Source organism: Roseobacter sinensis, assembly GCF_025755255.1.
Taxonomy (GTDB): domain Bacteria; phylum Pseudomonadota; class Alphaproteobacteria; order Rhodobacterales; family Rhodobacteraceae; genus Roseobacter; species Roseobacter sinensis.
Map to the genome: position 1 here is coordinate 1 of NZ_JALIEB010000034.1, position 19,881 is coordinate 19,881.

General features: G+C 57.8%; 17 protein-coding genes and 1 pseudogene. 11 read left to right on the forward strand and 7 right to left on the reverse strand.

All coding sequences use genetic code 11. From position 1 onward, the window contains the following. Positions 1-154 precede the first annotated feature (154 nt). Together MUB52_RS24200 and MUB52_RS22775 are read right to left on the reverse strand one after the other, a co-directional pair. Positions 155-367, reverse strand: a pseudogene (locus tag MUB52_RS24200) (IS6 family transposase); the annotation flags it as partial. Positions 368-1,057: 690 nt separating this feature from the next. Next, on the reverse strand, positions 1,058-2,353 hold the full coding sequence (locus tag MUB52_RS22775) for an RNA polymerase factor sigma-54 (RefSeq protein ID WP_263846472.1): 1,296 nt from the start codon (positions 2,351-2,353) through the stop codon (positions 1,058-1,060). A gap of 131 nt (positions 2,354-2,484) precedes the next feature. Between MUB52_RS22775 and MUB52_RS22780 the strand changes: the two genes are divergently transcribed. Next, positions 2,485-3,402, forward strand: a complete 918-nt coding sequence (locus MUB52_RS22780; RefSeq protein WP_263846456.1) for a hypothetical protein — start codon at positions 2,485-2,487, stop codon at positions 3,400-3,402. A gap of 26 nt (positions 3,403-3,428) precedes the next feature. On the opposite strand, the gene MUB52_RS22785 is transcribed toward MUB52_RS22780, so the two are convergent. The 3 genes from MUB52_RS22785 to MUB52_RS22795 are packed head-to-tail and all read right to left on the reverse strand — an operon-like array spanning position 3,429 to position 5,046. Then, positions 3,429-3,611 (reverse strand): hypothetical protein, encoded by a 183-nt coding sequence (locus tag MUB52_RS22785; RefSeq protein ID WP_263846457.1) that lies wholly within the window; start codon positions 3,609-3,611, stop codon positions 3,429-3,431. Positions 3,612-3,637: 26 nt separating this feature from the next. Further along, positions 3,638-4,765 (reverse strand): WD40 repeat domain-containing protein, encoded by a 1,128-nt coding sequence (locus MUB52_RS22790; protein WP_263846458.1) that lies wholly within the window; start codon positions 4,763-4,765, stop codon positions 3,638-3,640. A 2-nt stretch (positions 4,766-4,767) separates the two neighbouring features. Beyond that, a complete protein-coding gene (locus MUB52_RS22795; RefSeq protein ID WP_263846459.1) occupies positions 4,768-5,046 on the reverse strand; it encodes a hypothetical protein in 279 nt (92 codons plus the stop codon). Positions 5,047-5,096: 50 nt separating this feature from the next. Between MUB52_RS22795 and MUB52_RS22800 the strand changes: the two genes are divergently transcribed. From MUB52_RS22800 to MUB52_RS22840, 9 genes are all read left to right on the forward strand, one after another. Continuing rightward, positions 5,097-5,369 carry a hypothetical protein gene (locus MUB52_RS22800; RefSeq protein ID WP_263846460.1) on the forward strand — a complete coding sequence of 91 codons (273 nt, stop codon included), beginning with the start codon at positions 5,097-5,099 and terminating at the stop codon, positions 5,367-5,369. A 1,014-nt stretch (positions 5,370-6,383) separates the two neighbouring features. After that, entirely contained in the window at positions 6,384-8,048 is a 1,665-nt protein-coding gene (locus tag MUB52_RS22805; RefSeq protein WP_263846461.1) for an aromatic/alkene/methane monooxygenase hydroxylase/oxygenase subunit alpha, read from the forward strand. A 122-nt stretch (positions 8,049-8,170) separates the two neighbouring features. Further along, complete coding sequence (locus MUB52_RS22810; RefSeq protein WP_263846462.1) at positions 8,171-9,199, forward strand: NADH:ubiquinone reductase (Na(+)-transporting) subunit F; 1,029 nt, start codon at positions 8,171-8,173, stop codon at positions 9,197-9,199. Positions 9,200-9,251: 52 nt separating this feature from the next. Next, positions 9,252-10,316, forward strand: a complete 1,065-nt coding sequence (locus MUB52_RS22815; RefSeq protein ID WP_263846463.1) for an aromatic/alkene monooxygenase hydroxylase subunit beta — start codon at positions 9,252-9,254, stop codon at positions 10,314-10,316. Positions 10,317-10,334: 18 nt separating this feature from the next. Beyond that, on the forward strand, positions 10,335-10,706 hold the full coding sequence (locus MUB52_RS22820) for an MmoB/DmpM family protein (RefSeq protein ID WP_263846464.1): 372 nt from the start codon (positions 10,335-10,337) through the stop codon (positions 10,704-10,706). A gap of 87 nt (positions 10,707-10,793) precedes the next feature. Continuing rightward, the gene (locus MUB52_RS22825) at positions 10,794-11,819 is read left to right on the forward strand and encodes an amidohydrolase family protein (protein WP_263846465.1); all 1,026 of its coding nucleotides are present in this window, start codon (positions 10,794-10,796) and stop codon (positions 11,817-11,819) included. Between the two features lie 4 nt (positions 11,820-11,823). Beyond that, the gene (locus MUB52_RS22830; protein WP_263846466.1) at positions 11,824-12,642 is read left to right on the forward strand and encodes a metal-sulfur cluster assembly factor; all 819 of its coding nucleotides are present in this window, start codon (positions 11,824-11,826) and stop codon (positions 12,640-12,642) included. Positions 12,643-12,715: 73 nt separating this feature from the next. Beyond that, a complete protein-coding gene (gene groEL / locus MUB52_RS22835) occupies positions 12,716-14,353 on the forward strand; it encodes a molecular chaperone GroEL (protein WP_263846467.1) in 1,638 nt (545 codons plus the stop codon). Between the two features lie 62 nt (positions 14,354-14,415). Then, entirely contained in the window at positions 14,416-15,459 is a 1,044-nt protein-coding gene (locus tag MUB52_RS22840; protein WP_263846468.1) for an NAD(P)-dependent alcohol dehydrogenase, read from the forward strand. Between the two features lie 75 nt (positions 15,460-15,534). On the opposite strand, the gene MUB52_RS22845 is transcribed toward MUB52_RS22840, so the two are convergent. Further along, the gene (locus MUB52_RS22845; protein WP_263846469.1) at positions 15,535-17,508 is read right to left on the reverse strand and encodes a sigma-54-dependent Fis family transcriptional regulator; all 1,974 of its coding nucleotides are present in this window, start codon (positions 17,506-17,508) and stop codon (positions 15,535-15,537) included. Between the two features lie 129 nt (positions 17,509-17,637). Further along, positions 17,638-18,120 carry a hypothetical protein gene (locus MUB52_RS22850; RefSeq protein WP_263846470.1) on the reverse strand — a complete coding sequence of 161 codons (483 nt, stop codon included), beginning with the start codon at positions 18,118-18,120 and terminating at the stop codon, positions 17,638-17,640. 409 nt (positions 18,121-18,529) lie between these two features. Between MUB52_RS22850 and MUB52_RS22855 the strand changes: the two genes are divergently transcribed. After that, positions 18,530-18,955, forward strand: a complete 426-nt coding sequence (locus tag MUB52_RS22855; RefSeq protein WP_263846471.1) for a GNAT family N-acetyltransferase — start codon at positions 18,530-18,532, stop codon at positions 18,953-18,955. The last annotated feature ends 926 nt before the right edge of the window (positions 18,956-19,881 follow it).

Here is a 19,881-nt window from a genome sequence, read left to right on the forward strand (position 1 = left end):
CCGATGTCCGAAGGTCTTCCTCTCCGCAATCGCTCTCGCAGCAACAGTCATCTATTGGTTATGAGTCCTGACCCTAGGACCTTTGCATTCATGTTGTTATTCCGAACTGGAGTGCGGTGAGCGTTACTTGACCTCGCATCTGATACCAAGCTGCATGATCCCGTTCAATCATTCGGATGATCTCAACTCTGTTCAAGGTAGCATTGGTCGTTCTTAGGGCTCGTAAACTCTGATGGTATCCAAGGAGCCTTTCAATGGCAGCGCGATCGCTTTCGATGATACTGTTTCGCCAATTCTTATCTATGTGGACCCAAAAGCCAAAATGCGGGTCATAACGATGATTGATATCGCCAATGACGCGCCGAAGGGCGACGGTTCCATCCCCCATGCCCCCCGCAGTCGAATAATGTTCTTGGCTAAATCTCGGTCGACCGCTGCAATCTGAATTGGCTGGCGCCTTTCCTGTTAGCAGATGAAAACTGCAGTATGGCGCATTGTGACGCCGGTGGACCAAGAGTCATCTAACCCCTCCGCTCCGATGACATCGGCTGTGGCGCAGCAAGAGCCCTGCCTCAGATGCGAACAAATGTTGCGTCAGCGAGGGTGGAAAATCCAATGCCGGCTTTCTCCCGTAGAGCTGACCCCTATCAACCATCAAAGATTGGCTTGCAGCGAATGTCTCCTTCGACGGGCCGCATTGCAGCAACATACGAGGCCGTTGGACGGCGGCTTTGGGCCGTCCTCACGGGACGCAACAATACTCCAGGCTGAGATGCTGCATCAGCCCAAGCGGCAGCAATGAGCCCTTAGTTCCGGATGCTGCAACGCGAACCAAGGTCTGAAATCCGTAAGAAGCTGCTGTTGGTGAGTAACACCAGCGCAGTTCGGTTAGTGATCGGATGAGTTTGCAATTCTTCAAATGCGAAACTTGGTCCTCTGCGCGGCGTGTATAGGATGTGACATGCGCTCTGGTTCGGGAACGTCGACATTTCGCGATCCGCGGCGATTTGGATGTTCACAAAAGTGCTGATATGTAAAAGCCCGGCACATGGAAACGTCAATTGACGTTGCGCAACGCGTCCGCAGCCGCTCTGCAGCGAAGGCGAGGTGCAATCAATCCAAGCTCGTGACGATATTTGCTGACCGTTCGCCTTGAAATTGACAATCCTATTTGCCGAAAGCGGTCGACAATGTCCTCATCTTTCAAAGGGAATCTCTTGTCTTCGGTGGCAACCCATTGCTTGATTTTCTGCAACGCTGCATGCCTTGTTTGAGCACCGCTGCTGAAGGTAATCGCATTGCAAAAGAGTGACCGCGCGGGCACATTTCCTTGCGAGCAGCGTATCGTGAGTCCATTTAGGATCCGGCTGACCGTCGACTCGCTCACGCCGATTTCATCTGCAACGTCACGCATGCGCATCGGGCGAAGCGCGGCAAAACCGGCCTCGAGGAACTCGGGCTGGCGAATGAAGATCGCGGTGATCAAAGACAGTGTCGTTGCGTTGCGAAGCGCGCAGGCCTTTTTGAGCGACCGGGCCTCTTGCACCAGGTGCCGCAATGCATCCCGGTTTTCTCCTGTGCGCTGTTCGACCATGTGTGGGTGCAAAACACGAACGCTCGGGAAGCTGGACGTGTTCATGGCGACGGTCACCTCGCAATCGACCACAGAGACCACTACATCATCGGTCTTGCTTGGCGCGTCTTGAACGTCGAACCGTGTTCCGGGCTTTGGATCCATGTGTCGGATGAGCTGGACGCGGTCTAGAACATCTGACCTGTCGCATCCGATACGTTTTGCCAACTGCTCCGGATCGAAATGCTGCAAAGCGTCGAGGTGGATGATGATGTCGCGCATGATCTCGTCCAGCTGCCCTCTCTCGGCGGCCTGCAAGCGGATGCACTCCCTGAGATCTCGGGCAAAGAGACCGGTGGGCTCCAATGTCTGCAATCGGGCCAGCATGTCCTCACAGTCTTGCAGATCGAAGCCCGACTTGGCCGCAATCTCTTGCACCGACGCGCCCAGCCAGCCGCTGAGCTCAAGCTCCTGCAAGAACGCGAGGGCAAGATCATTGTCCTTCGAATTGGCGCAGATGTAGGGCAACTGCTTGATTACATGCTGATAAATCCCGCGCTCAGCAACCTCGGCGACATCCATCAACAAGCCATCGCCGTCATTGCCGATATGGCCGGGTGCCCCTCTCCCTGGGTTTTCCAGTTCGATGAATGGGTTTCTTTCCATGACCTCCGAGAGAAATTTGTGCATGTCCGCTCCGGTCATCCGCATGATTGCAACCGTTTCAATCATGGATTTGGTGAAGCGCTTGCTTTGGCGGAGGGTCTGCGAAAAATTCATCGACACGCACCGCCGCCTGGTCGCATGCCGCCTCTGAAAACATGGTCACTGTGGCACTCATTCGACCCAGGCCATTGCCCGGAGGTTGCGCTTTGATAGGGTGGCATCGACGGGAGGTGGAAAGCCGAGAGATGAAGTCGCTTTCGCAAACCGGCACGCCGGTGTCGTTGGAGCGGTACTATGCGGGGATGTCGCCGCAATTGCTGGCGCGCACCAGGCAGATGTGGTCGGCGCGCGGGTTGGATCTGGATGCCGCCTGGAACAACACGATCTGCCGCTTGCGGGGGTACCGCACGCTGGATCAATGCCACGACGGGATTGACAGCGTTCCGATTGACGGGGTCTTCATGTTCGACCAGGCTGTGATCTGGGTCGCGTCGTTGCGCGAAACGGCCCGGATTGCGATGCAGTTGGAGGGCACGCGGTTGACACCGCAGCAATGGAACGCGCTGCACGCCGTGACGTTCCGCATGATCGAACAGTTGGACGCCTTGCGCTTGTTGTTTCTGACGCAGCTGCCGACGTCCTCCTTGCAGATCGCCCGGTCGATCTCCGAGAATGTGGATATGGCCCTTGCGTTTCTGTCGCGCCCCAAACTCGCGCGCCGGTTTGTCGAATGCGCGACCGTCGAGGAGGCCAACGAATTCTGGCGCCGCCACATCGCCGGGGGGCGGGCGTTCCGAGCGGTCAGCGAGCAATTGTACAGATCGGGGTTGGAGTTCGATCAATGTGGGGAATACGAAAACTGGCGCAACAGCGTCAAAGCCATTCTGGGGACGGCTGTGCACACATCCTTCCGCCCGCCCGCGCTCAACGATGGGCAGGGCAGCTTCCGGCAAACCAGCGACTGCCACTATTTCGTGACGTTTCGATTGCAGGAAATGTGCACCTATTCTCATGTTCTTCAAAAAAATCTGCGTGAAGATCTGGATGCTGTTGCAAGCCATCTCGCCACCGAGGAAGGGCTGAATTTGGGCGCGTGGACCTGGCATGTTTCCGAGATTACCGTGGATCAGCTGAGCCGGAGCCTGGCTCATGGGGCGACTTAACAAATACGGGCGGTCTCCGAGCGGGCCTAGTGGCGTGCATTTCTCTGCGGTGGGCCGCTTTCGCCTTTTGCGATCCATTGCGCAGCCAGAACCAGCGCGCCCATGGCAAAATCCTTGCCATGATCCTCGATCATTTCTTCGGACAACTCGGCCAGTTTCGCAAACAGCCTGTCCTTGTTGAGTTCTTCTTTGGAAAGCTTACGATCCATGGAGTCCTCCGCTTCGGATTTTGGATTTACTTGAAGAGTTGCGCCGGAAAGGTCGCGATCGCGGCCTTGCCGGAGGCAAAGCCGATGGCAAGGTGCTCGCCGGTTTTCGACCACCCCAATGCGCTGATGCTGGTGTTGGCTTCCTGGTGCAGCATCATCTCCTCAGGCGTGCCGACACGCGAGATTGCCGTAAGCCCGTTGGCATAGCCGGCGGCCACTAGATCAAGCTTGGGATGCGCGGCAATAGCGTCGATCACCACCAGCCCGGGTTTGCCGGTGCTCAAGGCCGTGCCCGGCAGATCGTCATGGGGCAGATCAGCGCTGGACCATCCCACCAGACGATAAGCACCGGAGGTGAGCAGTGCTGCGCCCTTTTCGCTGAAGGCGACCGTGCGCACAGGGGCAGGATAGCCTTCGACGCGCTGCACGTGCTGCGAGGCCAGATCGACGATGTGAAAACTCCTGTCGCTGGAGGCACAGGCGAGGTGAGCGCTTGCGTCATTCCAGACGATGTCGGTCACAGGGCCCTCACAGTGAATGTGGCAGGTGTCTGACGTGTCCTTTAGGTCAATGAGGCTCAAGGTGTTCTTGCCCCAAGCTGCCAGTTTCGTTTCGTCGCGGGGCATTGATTGGCAGCTCACCGACTGATCCACATCTCTCTCCGCGTAGACCGCCATGTCCGGTACGGTGTGCACGGTCAGTTTCGCGCCCCGTGCGATTGAGAGCAGATGCCCTGTAGGGCTGCTGCATATCGACGTGATGGGCATGTCGCCGGGTTTTTCTTTGCGGATGACCTGACCACCTGCCGTGATCTGTAGCACGGCGCCTTGGGTGTCGACGCCCGCGAAGCCCTGGCCGCCAAAACGCGTGACCGGAAATTGTTCATCCAGCGTCACCTTGGGAGAGATCACGGCTGCGACGGGGTTCTCGCGTGGCCTGATCGTCGTGCGTCCCGTTTCGAGTTCCATACGTGTGCGTATCTTCGGGCTTTCGTCATCTTTCAACCCGGCCAGCGCAACGGCGCCCGACGCCATTCGGAAGAGCACAGCGGTATCGTCGTGATTGAAGACGACCTGCACAACCGCATCCTGCAGGGTCCAGGTGCGAGCAAGCAGATCGAACAGCGTTAACCCGGATGCGTTCTGGTCTCCCATGTTCACTGCCCTTCTCTTGCCGCGTGTTCGATTTTCAAGTCCAGCTGGGACAACTCCGCTTCCAGCCGGTCGATCCGAGCGCGGCAGGCGTCGACCTCGTCGTTCGTATTGCCCTGCGCCTCGACCGTCGAAGAGCAGCGCTGCTCCATCATCATCAGAATGCTGTGCCCACTTTGGGTCTGAAGCGCCCGCAAACAGTCGGCATTGGCCTGGGAGAGGGCGCTGATCAAATACATGCGTTCTTGGAAAAGACTGTCGAGCGTTGTGGATTGACCGGCCATTCGATTGCCCCCTATGACTGGACTGGCGTTGATTGCAGGAGCTGTGTGCGATGAAAACAGATCCGACACTGCGGTTCTTCAAAGCGTTGAGCGAGACCAGCAAGCGCCTTGCTGGGGCTGATAGCGATCTGGCAGAGGCCGCGGCGGAGGCTGTCTCCGACCCGACACCGGCAAATTTCGTGCGCGCTCAGGAACAGCTTGCCCACGTTGAAGAAGATCTGCGCGCTCAGATTCTGCGCGACGTCCATCGACACATGAGCCGCGATATCTCCGCGATCTGGGACAGTATGCGCACCGCGACCGGCACAGACCGGCCCAACTGACCCGACCGCTTGCAACTGCGCGGTCCAGCGGTTCGACGTGTTCCTTATCGCCTCTGCCATTGTCGACCTCTTTGCAGTGATCAACCGCAATTCGCAAAAGGTCTTGGTCGCCGTCCCAAACACCGACCTGCCTTTCTCTGCTGGGATGAGTGATCAAAAATCCCGCAAGTCCGGACATCGTCCGACCATAAAAGATTAACACCTCGCACCGCAGTCACAAAGACGGCTCGGGGCGCGCGTGGTCGGCAATTCCGGTTTTTTTCAGGTTTCTCCGCTGCTTCCCGTTTCACTTCGTTACGAGGTGTAACGCAGGTCGTTTCAAAAGTTCACACCCGGCCTGGACGTGATGAAGCCACACCTTTGGCGCGACCCGAATCAGTCATCTGAAATGACCTGGCCTCTGCAGATGACCGATGCCCGCCTTCCGGGTGCGCGGATCAAGGGCGATCACCCGGCCGGCGACAGATTGAGCCAGCTCATATGGCAGCGATGTTTGAACGGAAAACGGCGTCCGCCAGAGGTGTAAAGCAAAGTGTAACGCGGTCTGAAGGGTGTAACGCGGTGTAACGAAACAGAACACATTCTGGGTCTTCTGAACCGCGCATCGGGAGGCCGAACCAGTGGAGGCATAATTATTATTCATAAAAAATAATTATATTACAGCGTGTTAATCTGAAAGCTCAGATATTCCGACATTTTTTGCGCAGAGTCCGGTTTTTGGCACGGAACTTGCACCTCCCTAAGCATAACGCCGTGTTTCCAGGGAAATGGAAGCCATCAAGAACGAAGGAACAGGGAGAAAGCTCCACGCCAATTCGCTGCGGACCCGCCTCTTTGAGGCGCGAAAGCGCATAGGTAGTCGTGCTGATCCCTCAAACCTTTGCCGTGACGTGACCGACCGGGTCTTTCGGCAGCGCTTCTCGAGGCGCCGCTGGGGACCGGTCCATAAACCCGCAGCATCTGCTGCCTTCAACAGGCCGATCCAATCGGTCGAACCACAAGGAGACTCATGGCATGGCGATAACGCTAAACAAGATCACCTCGCAAAGGGGGATCTCGGTGGGGGAAGCCACCAAGAAGATTTCTGATCTGGGGTGGAATCCCACTTACGTTCAGGAAGCCAACACCTTTCCAACAGACTACAAGATCACCAAAGCTCCACGCGATCCGATGAAACAGGTGCTTCGGTCCTACTTCCCGATGGAAGAAGAAAAGGACAACCGGGTTTACGGTGCGCTGGATGCGGCGCTGCGCGGCGACATGTTCAGCAACGTCGAGCCGCGGTGGATCGAATGGATGAAGCTGTTTCTCGCGATCATCCCCTTCCCGGAAATCTCCGCCGCCCGGTCGATGGCCATGGTGGCCCGCCTGGCTCCGGGTGAGGACCTGCGGACAGGGTTCACCATGCAGATGGTCGATGAATTCCGGCATTCCACAATTCAGATGAACCTGAAGAAGTGGTACATGGAAAACTACATCGATCCGGCCGGCTTCGACATCACCGAAGAGGCGTTCGGCAAATGCTATGCGACCACCATCGGCCGTCAGTTCGGCGAAGGCTTCATCACCGGCGACACGATGACCGCGGCCTGCATGTACCTCACCGTCGTGGCGGAAACGGCGTTTACCAACACGCTGTTTGTGGCGATGCCATCCGAGGCCGCGCGCAACGGCGACTATGCGCTGCCCACGGTGTTCCTGTCGGTTCAGTCGGACGAGAGCCGCCACATCGGGAACGGGCACTCGCTGCTGATGGCCGCGCTGAAGGAGCCGGAGAACCATCTCCTGCTGGAGCGGGATCTGCGCTATGCCTTCTGGCAGAACCATGCCATCGTCGATGCCGCCATCGGGACGTTCATCGAATACGGCACCACGAACCGCGACAAGGAAAAGGAATCCTATGCGGAGATGTGGCATCGCTGGATTTTCGAGGACTACTACCGGACCTATATGCTTCCGCTCGAAAAATATGGCGTCAAGATCCACCACGACGACGTTCAGGAAGCCTGGAAGCGGATCACGGAAAAGAACTATGTGCACAAGGTAGCACAGTTCTTTGCGGTGGGTTGGCCGGTCAACTTCTGGCGGATTGAGGCTCAAACCGACAAGGACTTCGAATGGTTCGAGCACAAGTACCCCGGCTGGTACGCGGAGTTTGGCGACTTCTGGAATTGGTATGGCAAACTGAGCGTGCCGGGCCAGAAGGTCATCACCTTCAACGAGGACGTGGGCTATGTCTATCCACATCGCTGCTGGTCCTGCCTGGTGCCCTGCCTGATCCGCGAAGACACTGTCGTGGATGAAATCGACGGCCAGCTGCATACCTTCGCGCATGAGCTGGATCGCTGGACGGCGGTCGAAGCCTTCGCGGATGAGTATCAGGGTCGTCCGACACCGGCCATGGGCAAGTTCTCCGGCAAGCGGGAATGGGAAACCCTCTACGACGGCTGGGACCTGGCGGATGCGATCGTCGATCTGAACTTCGTCCGGGACGATGGCAAAACGCTGGTGCCGCAACCGCACCTGCGCTTTGATGACAAGGACATGTGGACGCTCGATCACGTGCGCGGACACACCTTGGCCTCGCCGCTCAAGGCGTTGCGCGCCATGTCGGACAGCGAGCGCGAGGCCCATCTCGCGGAGTATCGTGCGGGCTTCACCATCAATCCCTGCAACTAAAACCACACCTGCCGAGGCCGTCCGCGGCCTCGGCACAGCAATACTGAACCGAGATCCCGCACCCGACGCCGGATCGCAGGAGACCGAAGATGAGTGAGACTTACAACGTCCGGCTGGAGCCCGTGGGTGTCGAGTTCGAAGTCGAAGAGGATGAGACGATCCTCGACGCGGCCTTCCGCCAGGGCATCGCGTTGCCGCACGGCTGCAAGGAAGGACAGTGCTCCGCCTGCAAATGTGTCCGGAACGACGGCGATACCGAGATGCTGAAATACTCAACGTTCGCACTGAGCGACTACGAAAAAGACTCCGGCCATATCCTGATGTGCCGGACCATTGCTTACAGTGATGTGGAAATTGATCTCCTGAATTACGACGAGGAGCTTTTGTCGAAATCCATCCCCGTGAAAAGCTTTGGCGGGCGTATTGTTGATTTCCAGAAACTCACCCATGACATCCGCGGCGTGGACATTGAAATCGACGGGCCGCTCAAATTCTGGGCGGGCCAATATGTCGACATCACGGTCACCACAGAAGCGGGGGAGGAGATTACACGCTCGTTCTCCATGGCAAATCCGCCGAGCGAAGCCCAAAAACTCTCCTTCATCATCAAAAAATACCCCGAAGGGAAATTCTCGGGCGAGCTCGACGCCGGCGGCATCAAAAAAGGCGCCTCCGTCTCGATCAGCGGACCCTTCGGAATGTGCTTCCGACGCGAAGACCGAGAAGGACCGGTAATTCTTGTGGGCGCCGGGTCGGGCATGTCGCCGGTCTGGTCCATCCTGCACGATCATCTGGCCAGCGGCGAAGACCGACCCGTGCTGTTCTTCTACGGTGCACGTACGCAGGATGATCTGTTCAAACTGGATGAGATCGCGGAACTGACCAAGACGCACCCACAGGTCACCTTCATCCCCGTGTTGAGCCATGCCGAGGAGGATGAAACTTGGCAGGGCGAGCGTGGCTTTGTGCATGAGTGCGTCGATCGTCACCTGAAAGAGCTCGACATCGACGGAGGCGGCGATGTCTACGCCTGCGGTCCTCCCCCGATGATCGACGCGCTCAACCCGGTTCTCTTCATGAATGGTTTTGAAACCGATCGGATCTTCTTCGACAAGTTTACGCCCACTTCCGGTTCATCGGCCCTGCACTGATCTCAGGGCTGATCGCTAGTCGCGTAAATTCAACTAACCAAGGGAGGCTACCATGGTAGCAACATCAAGTTCTGTCGGGTCGGGTGCTGCGGGTTCTGCGACATTTGTCGGGTCCACCAGCCGCAAATACAACTACTTTGAACCCAGAGGAAAACGCGCCACGCATTACGAAGACGTTACCGTCGACGTGCAGCCAGATCCGGAACGGTACTTGATCCAGGACTGGATTATCGACTTCGGCGGGGCCAAGGGGGGTGGCGCCTACCAGAAGGACTATACGGCGGCGAAAAGCGCCAACTGGCACGCGTTCCGGGCCCCGGATCAGGAGTGGGAACGCACGCACTACCAGCGCCAGTCCAAGATCTGCACGATGGTTCAGTCGGTTATCAGCAATGCCCGCAAGGCGGGCGCGCCCGCTGCCTTCGACAAGGTCTGGAATCGCATTCTGCAAGCGCACCTCGGCGCATGGAAACATGCGGAGTTCGGCCTGGGCACCTCGCTGATGCAGGCGCAGCGCTACGGCTACACGCAAATGATCAACAACGCGACGCTGACCAACTCATCCTACAAACTGCGCCTGTCGCAGGACATCACGCTCTATCTGGCCGAGATCGGCATGGACATCGAGGGGTGGGATGACGATCTGGGCAAGAAGACCTGGCTCGAAGATCCAATCTGGCAGCCGACCCGTGAAGCGGTAGAGAGCATCATGGGCTGCGAGGATTATCTGGAGCAGTACTTCGCCATCAACCTGATCTTCGAGCCGCTGGTGGGCGAGCTCTTTCGCTCCGGCTTCCTGATGCAAGCGGCCGCGGCCAACAACGACTTTATCACCCCGCCGGTGATCTCGGCCGCCGAGGCCGATTACGAACGGAATTTGGCCAATACCATCGACTTGATGTATCTGCTCGCCACCGATGAGCAGCATGGCGCGGACAATAAGGCGCTCATGCAGTCGTGGGTCAAAAAGCACGGCGATCTGGCCGACAAGGCCGCCGCCGCCTTGCAGCCGATCTGGTCGCAGCCGCATTCCAAACCGGTGTCATTCGAAGACGTCAAGGCGGTCTCGCACGAGCGCCTTGGCCAGATCTTGAATGAACTCGGCCTGAGCCGCTGATTGAAGGGAGTACCAGACATGTCAACCACAGCACGAGACGCAACCAAGCAGAACATCTTCAAGTCGATGAAGGACATCACCTTCGACCGGACGATTTCGCATCAGTGCGGCGTTACCATGAACGATTCCGTCGAGGCCCGTGCCATCGCCGAATTCATGGATGAAGACCCCAACGTCACCGTGACCCACAACCCCGCGACGATCCGTGTCGATGGCGTCGGGAAACTCGTCTTCAAGATGGACGAGATCAGCGAATATCTGGGCCGCGAGATGACCGCCGAGACCTTCGAAGTCAACACATCGACCCACTACGGGCGGATGGTGCGGGTAGACGATAACACCGTCGTCCTGCTCGGCAATATGGACGATGTGCTGGAGTACATCGAATAAGTCCGATCCTCGCGCAAACCCGGCCCCGCGCCGGGTTTGCAGCCCATACCCCAACAGTCACCAGTCGAAATATCCAGGGAGGAACACATGTTTGTCACCAAGGACGGCAAGGAAGTCTTCATCGTCGACGGCCACACCCATTTCTGGGACGGCAGCCCCGAGAACCAAAGCAATGTGCACGGCAAACAGTTCATCGAATGCTTTTATGCTTACCACACCAATCTCAGCCCGCCCGAGGAGCTGTGGGAGAAGCCGCGGTTCGAAAAATATTCCGAAGACGATATCTACCGCGACCTCTTCATCGACGGCCCGGATGATATTGCCATCATCCAGTCGACCTATCTTAAGGACTTCTACAAGAACGGCTTTTCCAGCATCGAGCGCAGCACGACGATGGCCGAACGCCACCCGGAGCGGTTCATCATCAACGGATCCTTCGATCCGCGCGATGGCGAGAAGGCGCTCGAAGACATTCACTACATGAAAGAGACCTTCGATATTCAGGGTGTGAAAATGTACACCGCCGAATGGAACGGCGACAGCAAGGGCTGGGCGCTGAATGATCCCGCCGCCTACAAGTGTTTCGAGCTTTGCGACAAGCTGGGCATCAGAAACATTCATGTGCACAAGGGCCCGACCATTATCCCGCTCAGCAAGGACGCCTTCGACGTCCACGACGTCGATTACGCCGCGACGGATTTCCAGAACCTCAACTGGATCATCGAGCACTGCGGTCTGCCCCGTCTGGATGATTTTTGCTGGATCGCGACGCAGGAAACCAATGTCTACGGCGGTCTCGCAGTGGCACTGCCCTTTATCCACTCCCGTCCGCGTTACTTCGCCGAGGTGATGGCCGAGCTTCTCTGGTGGGTCGGTGAAGACAAGCTCCTCTACGGCTCCGATTACGCGATCTGGACGCCCAAGTGGCTGGTCGAAAAATTCTGGGACTTTCAGATCCCCGAAGACATCTCGGCCGAGCGCGGCGGCGTGCAGCTGACCGATGAGGTCAAGGAGAAGATCCTCGGCCTCAATGCGGCCAAGCTTTATGATATCGACGTCGCGACCAAGAAAAAGCAGCTCAGCGCCGCGCCGGTGCAGATCGCGGCGGAGTGACGCCATGTTGGCAAAAATTCACAAAACCGAACTGGAAGCAGAGGTCTGGGACTGTCTGGACCGGGTGAACGATCCCGAACTCGACGAGCCCATCACAGATATGGGGTTCATCGAGCGCATCGAGGTGGATCAGGCCAGCGGTCAGGTGGAGGTCGACTTTCGGCTCCCCACCTACTGGTGCTCGCCGAATTTCGCGTTTCTCATGGGCTTCGACGTGCGCCTTGCCGTCAACCGGCTGCCCTGGGTCAAGGACACCCGGGTGACGCTGAACGACCACTGTTTTGCCGATCGTGTGAACGAGGGCGTCAACGGGTCGAGGAAATTCGCCGATGTTTTTGCCGAGTACTGCAATGGTGGCAACCTGGACAGACTGCGCCTGACGTTTCAGGAGAAAGCCTTCATCCGCCGTCAGGAAACCGTGCTTCTTGGGCTTGAGGCGCGGGGGTTCACCGGTGACGACATCGTTGGAATGACGCTGGAAACCCTCGATCGTGTCGCATTCCAAGGCCAGGAAGAAGCCCGGCAAAAGCCGCGCTACCGCGAGATCCTTCTGGCGCGCGGTCTGGCGGCCCAACCGGGTGACCTGGCGTTTGTGACATGGGAGGGCGCGCCTCTCACCAAGCACGGTCTGCGTGATTACTTGGCGCGGCTGCGCGGGGTACGGATCAACATGGAGTTCAACGGCGCCCTCTGCCGCGGGTTGCAATCGACGAGGTACAAGGAAGTCGAGATCGGCGCGGACGGCCCCACACTGGTTGATTTCATCCACAACCGGGTGCCACCGCGCGATCCAACCCAGACAGAGCCTCGGGCGACACCCTGAGCCGGTGCGACACAGCCGCATCACTTAACACCACAAAATGACCAGAGGATTGTGCTCTGGCAGGGAGATAAAAATGGCCAAATTACTGACACATAACGGCACTGCCCGCGCGGCACTCGCACGCGGCGTCGACAAACTGGCGGCGGCGGTGGAGCCGACCCTGGGACCCAAAGGGCTCAATGCCATGATCGACCGGCCTGTCGGCACGCCGCTGATCACCCGGGACGGTGTGACCATCGCGTCGGAAATCGAACTGCCGGACCGGTTCGAGAACATGGGTGCTCAGGTCGTGCGCGAAGTCTCGATGCAAACCAATGAGGTGGCCGGAGACGGGACCACCACCGCAATCGTGCTTGCCAATGCACTTATTCAAGAGGGGGTGAAGATCACCGAGCAAGGGGTCAAGCCTGTCGATCTGTGCAAGGGGATCGATCTGGCCGTGGAACGGATCATCGCCGGTCTGGATGACTCCTCACGGTCCTGCGATGACCACCCCGAGTATCTGAACGCCGTTGCAAGTGTATCGGCCACCGACCCGGAACTGGGCTCGCTGGTGGCCGAGGCCTACAGCCGTGTGGGCAAGGACGGGGTGATCACCGCTGATTTTTCCGTGACGGTCGACACCACGCTCGAGGTGGTCGAAGGCATGTCTTTCGATCGCGGCTACATCTCGCATCACATGGTGACCGATCAGGACAACATGGAAGCGGTTCTGAACAACCCGCTGATCCTGTTGACCGATCAGAAAATCCCCAACCCAGAGATCTTGAAGAACGCCCGCAACATTGCCGATGACCAGAACCGCCCCTTGTTGATCGTTGCGGAAGAGATTGCGCCAGAAGTCGTGATCTCGCTGATGGATGCCGGCGGTGCGGGCAAGTATCTGATCGTCCATCCGCCTGAGTATGGGCACTGGCGCGCAGCGATGATGGATGATCTGGCGATCCTGACCAATGGTGAGGTTCTGGCCCGCGATCTCGGCAAGAAGATCGAGAACGTGACGCTGGCCCAGCTGGGCGGCGCCCAGCAGGTCAGGGTCAGCTCGTCGTTCACCAGCATCATTCGCGGCGAAGGCAACCCCGATGCGATCCGGGCGCGGCGCGATCAGGTGCAGCGGCAGCATGATGTGGCGCCGCCCAACATCGAGCAGGACAAGCTGCGCGAGCGGGTCTCGAAGCTCTCCGGCGGCACGGCTGTGATCTACGCGGGCGGTTTCACTCCGGTGGAGCAGAAACGCAAGATACAGTTGATCGAAGACTCGCTCAGCGCGGTCAAGGCGGCCTCCGAGGATGGTGTGGTTGCGGGTGGTGGCACCGCGCTGGCGCAGATCGGCAGCACGCTGGAGGACCTTGTCTCGGGCAATGAAAGCGATGTGTGTAAAGGGGTCGAACTGGTCCGGTCGGTCCTGACACGCCCCGTCGAGCGGATTGCCAGCAACGCCGGCGCCGACCCCAAGGCTGTGGTCGCATCTGTCGCTGACGGGCATGCGGGGCATGGCTATGACGCCGCCAGCGGCGAGTTCGTCGACATGTTCGAGACCGGAATCATCGATCCCGTCAGGGTCACAGCCAGCGCGCTGGTGAACGCGGCCTCCGTCGCGACGCTGATCCTGACCACCGAGACACTTGTGGGGGATCTCGAAGAGGGGGAGGCCGACCCGACAGAAGGGCCAGCTTTGGGAGGGGGAGCTGAACTGCTCGGTCGCCCCTGACTTGAAGACGCGCGCAGCAGAATCGCTGTGCCCTTGTCCAGCGCAAAGAGAAGGAACAGGACATGAAAGCTGCCAGGCTATACGATTACGACCCCGAGATGAACGTGCAGCTCAAGATCGAGGAGGTGCCGGCGCCAACCATCAATGGGCCGGATGAAGTCATCGTCAAAGTGGGGGCGGCGGGGCTCTGCCGTACCGATCTGCACATCATCGAAGGGGTCTGGAAAGAGGTCATGGATGCCGATGGTGCGCTTCTGCCTTACGTGATGGGGCATGAAAACGCCGGCTGGGTCGAAGACGTCGGATCCAATGTGACCTCGGTCAAACCGGGTGATGCAGTGATCTGTCACCCGCACCGCAGCTGCGGGATCTGCCTCAACTGCCGCTATGGGCATGACATGTACTGCGACCACGGGCTCTTTCCGGGGCTGGGGTTGGATGGCGGCTTTGCGGAGTACTTCATCACCAACGAAAGCTCGGTCATCAAGCTGAACACCAATATCACCCCGCTTGAGGTGGCCCCCATGGCGGACGCCGGGATTACCGCTTACCGTGCCGCAAAAAAAGCCGCAGGGCTGGTGCATCCCGGATCCTATGTGACGGTGCTTGGCGTTGGCGGACTGGGGCACATCGCGATCCAATGCCTCAAGAACCTCTGTGGTGCCCGTGTGATTGCCATTGATCGCGAGCCCGGCGCACAAGCTCTGGCAAAGGACCTGGGTGCAGATCTTGTTCTGGACGGCGGGTCCGATCTGATCGAGCAGGTCAAGGAAGCCACCGGCGGCGGCAGCGACGTCGTGATCGACTTCGTAGGCGAGTTGGGCGTGGAAAACATCTGTTGGAAACTGCTGCGGCAGGGTGGCGAGTTGATCGTCGTCGGCTACGGCGGCACGATCGAGGTGCCGACGCTTGAACTGGTGATCAACGAGATCAAGATCGGTGGTAGTCTGGTCGGAGACTACACCGAACTTGTGGAATTGATGGAGCTCAACGCAGACGGTTTGGTCAAAATGCACTACACCGAATATACGCTCGATGACATCAACACCAGCATCGACGACTTCAAGAACCGCCGCTTCACTGGTCGGGGTGTGATCGTTCCCTAGCGCGGCTTGGTGAGCCACTGCGCCAATTTGAGCGATGCGGTGTCAGCAAAGACTGATCAAGTGTTGCGTCGCCGTCTACTTGCCCCGGTCCAACCCGTAGTGCTTGATTTTCCGATACAAGGTCGGGCGCGAGATACCCAATGACGCGGCAACTCTGGTCAGATTGCCATTGTACATCTTGATGGCGCGCTGGATGGCGTGAGATTCGATCTGATCTAGGTCCATCTTGTCCGCGCTCAGATAGCTCTTGGATCCGGTTGCCAGAAAACTGGTGTCAGGCTCGGTGATGTCTTCCGGAAGGTCCGACAGCTTCACGACCGCGTCGGTGTGCAAAAGACAGATCCTCTCAATGACATTCCGCAATTCGCGCACATTCCCTGGCCAGTTGTAGTCGCGCAGCGCGGTCAAAGCTTCTTGCTCGAACACAAGCGGGGCGCGGTCAAAATTTTGCGACAGCTTCTGGTTGAAGTGACTGATCAGGAGATCGATGTCCCGACCGCGTTCGCGCAAGGGCGGGACATTAATGATGATGGTGCCGATACGGTAGAACAGATCCCGACGAAAGCGCCCCTCTTCAATGTCTTTTCGCAAGTCGCGGTTGGTGATGGCAATAAGCTGAACATCGATCGCACGGCGTTTGCTGCAGCCCACACGGTAGACCGCACGCTGTTCGAGCGTGCGCAGCAGATAGGTCTGCAGTTCAAGCGGCATATCGCCGATTTCATCGAGACAAAGCACACCGCCGTCTGCCTGCTCAAATTTGCCCGGCTTGCCTTCTTTCAGCGCCCCTGTGAAGGCGCCAGCGACATGTCCAAACAGCTCTCCCCCGATCAATTCACCGGAAATCGCCGCACAGTTGACCGCCACATAAGGGGCGTCCCGCGGCGCGTGATAGCTGTGGATCAGCCGCGCAAAGAGCTCTTTGCCGACGCCGGTTTCGCCCTGCACGAGCACTGTCACATTGGCCTTCGCGGCGCGACGCGCAAACTCCAGGGTCTCCAGCATCTTCGGGCACTCGCCGATGATCTGTATCTCTTGCTCTTCGACACCGCGGCGGGGCGATATCTTGATGCCGCTTGGGTTGACTGGCATTTTGGCTGCCGATGTTTTTGACGGTAAAATCAAAGCGGCGCCCTGAATGCCCGCGCCGGATTTCAAGATATCGATGGCCTTGGTGGTCAATCCCGGCGGCAATGCTGCTGCGACCTCGCCATCAGACATTTCAGGATCGAGGCTCACCAATTGTCGTCCCAAAAGCAGATCATCGCCGCGGCTATCGCCAACGATTTCCGTGTTCTTGCTGTAAACTATGCGACCGGACTCATTCAGCAGCACAATGGCATCGTCCTTGTCCCGCGGGTTCGGCAGATCGATGAAAGCTTCCAGCAAAGAGGTGCGTTCGTCGCGTTGATGCTCAGCTAGCGCGATCTCGATCTCGCGGGCGGCCGCCACGACCAGCGCCACATTGTGTCGGCGGAAGATATCAGGTGGGCCGGACAGATCCACAACACCGATGACGGTCCTGTCGAGCGGGTCGAAAATGGGCACACCGGCACAGGTCCAGGCTTTGATCCCCTGGCAAAAGTGTTCCGAGGCGTGCACGTAAGTGGGCATGCCTGTCCGCAGCGCCGTGCCGATGCCATTGGTGCCGATCACGTCTTCGTCCCAAACGCCGCCAACCTCCAAGCCGATCTCGCGTCCTGTGTCCAGCGTTTTGGCATCTCCGGTTGCTTCGATGACTGTCCCGGTCTGATCAGTCAGCAGCAAGATCGCGCGGGATTCGCTCAGATGGGGCGCGAGACGCTGGAACGCAGATTTCGCTGCCCGACACAGGGCGCGATTTTTTCTTCGCAACTCGTGCACGCTGTTTTCGCCCATCTTCTGAGGGGTCGAACTGCACAGAGCATTTATGCCGGAATCGGTACAGCGGGCCCAGGATTCCAGAATCTCCGCCCGTACGGATTTCTCTATATCCGCCGTCGCTTTGCCGCGTTCGACAAAGCTCTCCCAAGCGCGCATGGTATCGCGTTGTCTGCTGTCACTGGCCAAGGGTGCCTGCGGTGACCTTCGGCGGTTTCTGGGACTGAAGTAGGTTGATCGCATCAAATCTCTTCCACAAGGTTTAGCCAATACATGGCGCGCCTGCTCAGGAGAAAGCAGCGAACGATCAGAGGTGTTTCACAACCCCAGTCGATCTTTCATAACGTCAGAAAACTTGTCCTCGATCTCACCGGTTTCGAGGATCACACCATCAAGATCTCGCAAACGGTCTTGGGTCTCATCATCCAAGGGGGAAAGAAAGCCATTCTTCTTGGTCGCAAGTGCAAAGTACTTCTGACTGTCCTTGCGGCGCATCTCTCCCAAGAACACAAGTTGCTTTCCCGAATTTGCGTCCATGATGACCACCCGTCCATTCAGGCTAATCTTGAAGACGGGCTCGGGGTCAACGGCTTTGCCGGTGCCCCCCAGTAGATGGATACTGAGACCCTGGGGCTTGGGAGCTTCTTTGGCTTTCGCCATCGCGGCGCGTGATCTTGAAAACCCGCCGTTGCTGATCTGGTCCGCAAGGCGGTGAATTGTTTGCCTGTTCTCACTTATGATGCGCTTGGCTGCAACATCTTCCCGACGCGGGCCTTCCTTCTTGGAAAAAATGTCCACCATTTGCCAGGCTCCCTCCCTTGTGGCACCGTCGCAACGCACGCTGGAATGAAGCTTGCCGCATTGTCGTGACGCCCAAGCCTCCTCCTCAAGAGCCTGAACATGCGGTGCATTATCTCGACCACAAACCTCCAACGTCGCAACCACTCACGTGCCAGATACACTACGCGGACGACCTGAAAAGATCAACAAAATAGGGCGAAGTTGAATTTTCGCGCGATGCAGGTGCATTGTGTGAGGACGGTTGTTGCAGCAGACCGAGGATTGAGAGCCACGTCTTGTTGCGTGTCATGATTGGCTTGTTTACCGCCGGCAGGGCAAAGGTCCCGGTCCCGTATCGGCACCGCTCACACAGCATGCCAAGGGCAGTTTCAAAAGTTGAACCCTTTCGTGTCTAAGGACAATGTCATCCATGATCCGGCCCTATTTGCATAAAGATACCAAAGTGATCGTTTCGATCTGGCGCCTTGCCAATCAGAAATCTCATCCCTTTCTCAATGACGCCTATCTGGAGACGATGCAAAAGGTCATCCGGAAGCGGTTCGTGGAACTTTCCGAGACACATCTTTATGAGCAAGATGGCATATCGATCGGGTTCATTTCGGCGATAGAGGATGACATTGCAGGACTTTATGTCCTGCCCCAATATCAGCGCCGCGGTGTGGGTCGAACGCTGTTGACCCATGTCTTGTCACAGCGCGACAGGGTTAAGCTGGACGTTTTTGCCCGCAACCGTGCGGGACACCGCTTTTATCAGAGGTATGGGTTTGTCGAAATCGCCCGGCGATTTGACGATGCTTCCGGCCATGAAATCATCCGTATGGGTTATCCACCATGAGGCAAAGCCGCAAAGCGGCATCTTGCCCGGTACGGGCTGACGACGTCAAGCTGACATGCTCCGGTTGGTCGCTCTGCCCATGAAAGGAAACCAGCCCGAAAATGAAACCGGTCCGAAGATATTGTCAGCGGAGGTCCGCCTGAGCGAGGCACTTCCATCTGACGGAGGTCTCTGTCAACAAATTGCTTTTCCATATTCGTTTTCCCGACCTGGCCAACGTTCCGGCTGGGCCTCTTCATCCCGCGCCTTCGGGTTGCCTGACTCTCTGTCTGATAACGACGCCGTGCAAAGTGATCGAGATTGACCTTCAAAAATGCCGCATGGTGAGCCTGAAAACCTCTCCGTCCCGAAGGACAGCAGATCCATGCTCCCTCTATTGCGCGGCGGCTCTGCTCCATCGCACATATAGACTGATCGATGAGATCACGTAAGAGTTCTAACTGGGGTAGACGGACGGGGTGTTCGGGTCAGCGTTTGATCCAATTCGGCCTTAGCTTGGCGGCGGGCATTGGTGATGCGCAGGCCAGTCTCGCTGACGTATCAGTCGTTTGGTCTGATCGCGAGGCAGGGTAGGCGCCGGAAGCACGCTGGCTGATCAAGACAGTTTTTTATGCGGTTTGAGACTGCAAGGGACCCGTCATGGAGGGATAAGTCCGCGGAGGCCTGTACCCGCTCATTATGCTTTAGCCGTCGCTGCTAAAAAGACGGTCAGGTCGCCGGATACTAGCCAAATTGTTAAGGCTGTCGGGCGCCCAATGGACGATGTCATCAAGCCGTCTGTGCGGCCAAGGCAATGTCGACCGACAGCGCACATCCCATGTGCTCTTGGACGAAGGTCTGCAATGTTTAGGATAGTTTTGAAAAGTCTGTTGATTGGTTGTTTTGACGCTGGTTCACTCGGATAGAGAGTGGAGGTGCAGCGATGA

Coding starts and splice junctions, on each gene's coding strand:
- MUB52_RS22775 (WP_263846472.1), bottom strand. CDS start 2,353: ATGAATTTTTCGCAGACCCTCCGCCAAAGCAAGCGCTTCACCAAATCC.
- MUB52_RS22780 (WP_263846456.1), top strand. CDS start 2,485: ATGAAGTCGCTTTCGCAAACCGGCACGCCGGTGTCGTTGGAGCGGTAC.
- MUB52_RS22785 (WP_263846457.1), bottom strand. CDS start 3,611: ATGGATCGTAAGCTTTCCAAAGAAGAACTCAACAAGGACAGGCTGTTT.
- MUB52_RS22790 (WP_263846458.1), bottom strand. CDS start 4,765: ATGGGAGACCAGAACGCATCCGGGTTAACGCTGTTCGATCTGCTTGCT.
- MUB52_RS22795 (WP_263846459.1), bottom strand. CDS start 5,046: ATGGCCGGTCAATCCACAACGCTCGACAGTCTTTTCCAAGAACGCATG.
- MUB52_RS22800 (WP_263846460.1), top strand. CDS start 5,097: ATGAAAACAGATCCGACACTGCGGTTCTTCAAAGCGTTGAGCGAGACC.
- MUB52_RS22805 (WP_263846461.1), top strand. CDS start 6,384: ATGGCGATAACGCTAAACAAGATCACCTCGCAAAGGGGGATCTCGGTG.
- MUB52_RS22815 (WP_263846463.1), top strand. CDS start 9,252: ATGGTAGCAACATCAAGTTCTGTCGGGTCGGGTGCTGCGGGTTCTGCG.
- MUB52_RS22820 (WP_263846464.1), top strand. CDS start 10,335: ATGTCAACCACAGCACGAGACGCAACCAAGCAGAACATCTTCAAGTCG.
- MUB52_RS22825 (WP_263846465.1), top strand. CDS start 10,794: ATGTTTGTCACCAAGGACGGCAAGGAAGTCTTCATCGTCGACGGCCAC.
- MUB52_RS22830 (WP_263846466.1), top strand. CDS start 11,824: ATGTTGGCAAAAATTCACAAAACCGAACTGGAAGCAGAGGTCTGGGAC.
- groEL (WP_263846467.1), top strand. CDS start 12,716: ATGGCCAAATTACTGACACATAACGGCACTGCCCGCGCGGCACTCGCA.
- MUB52_RS22840 (WP_263846468.1), top strand. CDS start 14,416: ATGAAAGCTGCCAGGCTATACGATTACGACCCCGAGATGAACGTGCAG.
- MUB52_RS22850 (WP_263846470.1), bottom strand. CDS start 18,120: ATGGTGGACATTTTTTCCAAGAAGGAAGGCCCGCGTCGGGAAGATGTT.
- MUB52_RS22855 (WP_263846471.1), top strand. CDS start 18,530: ATGATCCGGCCCTATTTGCATAAAGATACCAAAGTGATCGTTTCGATC.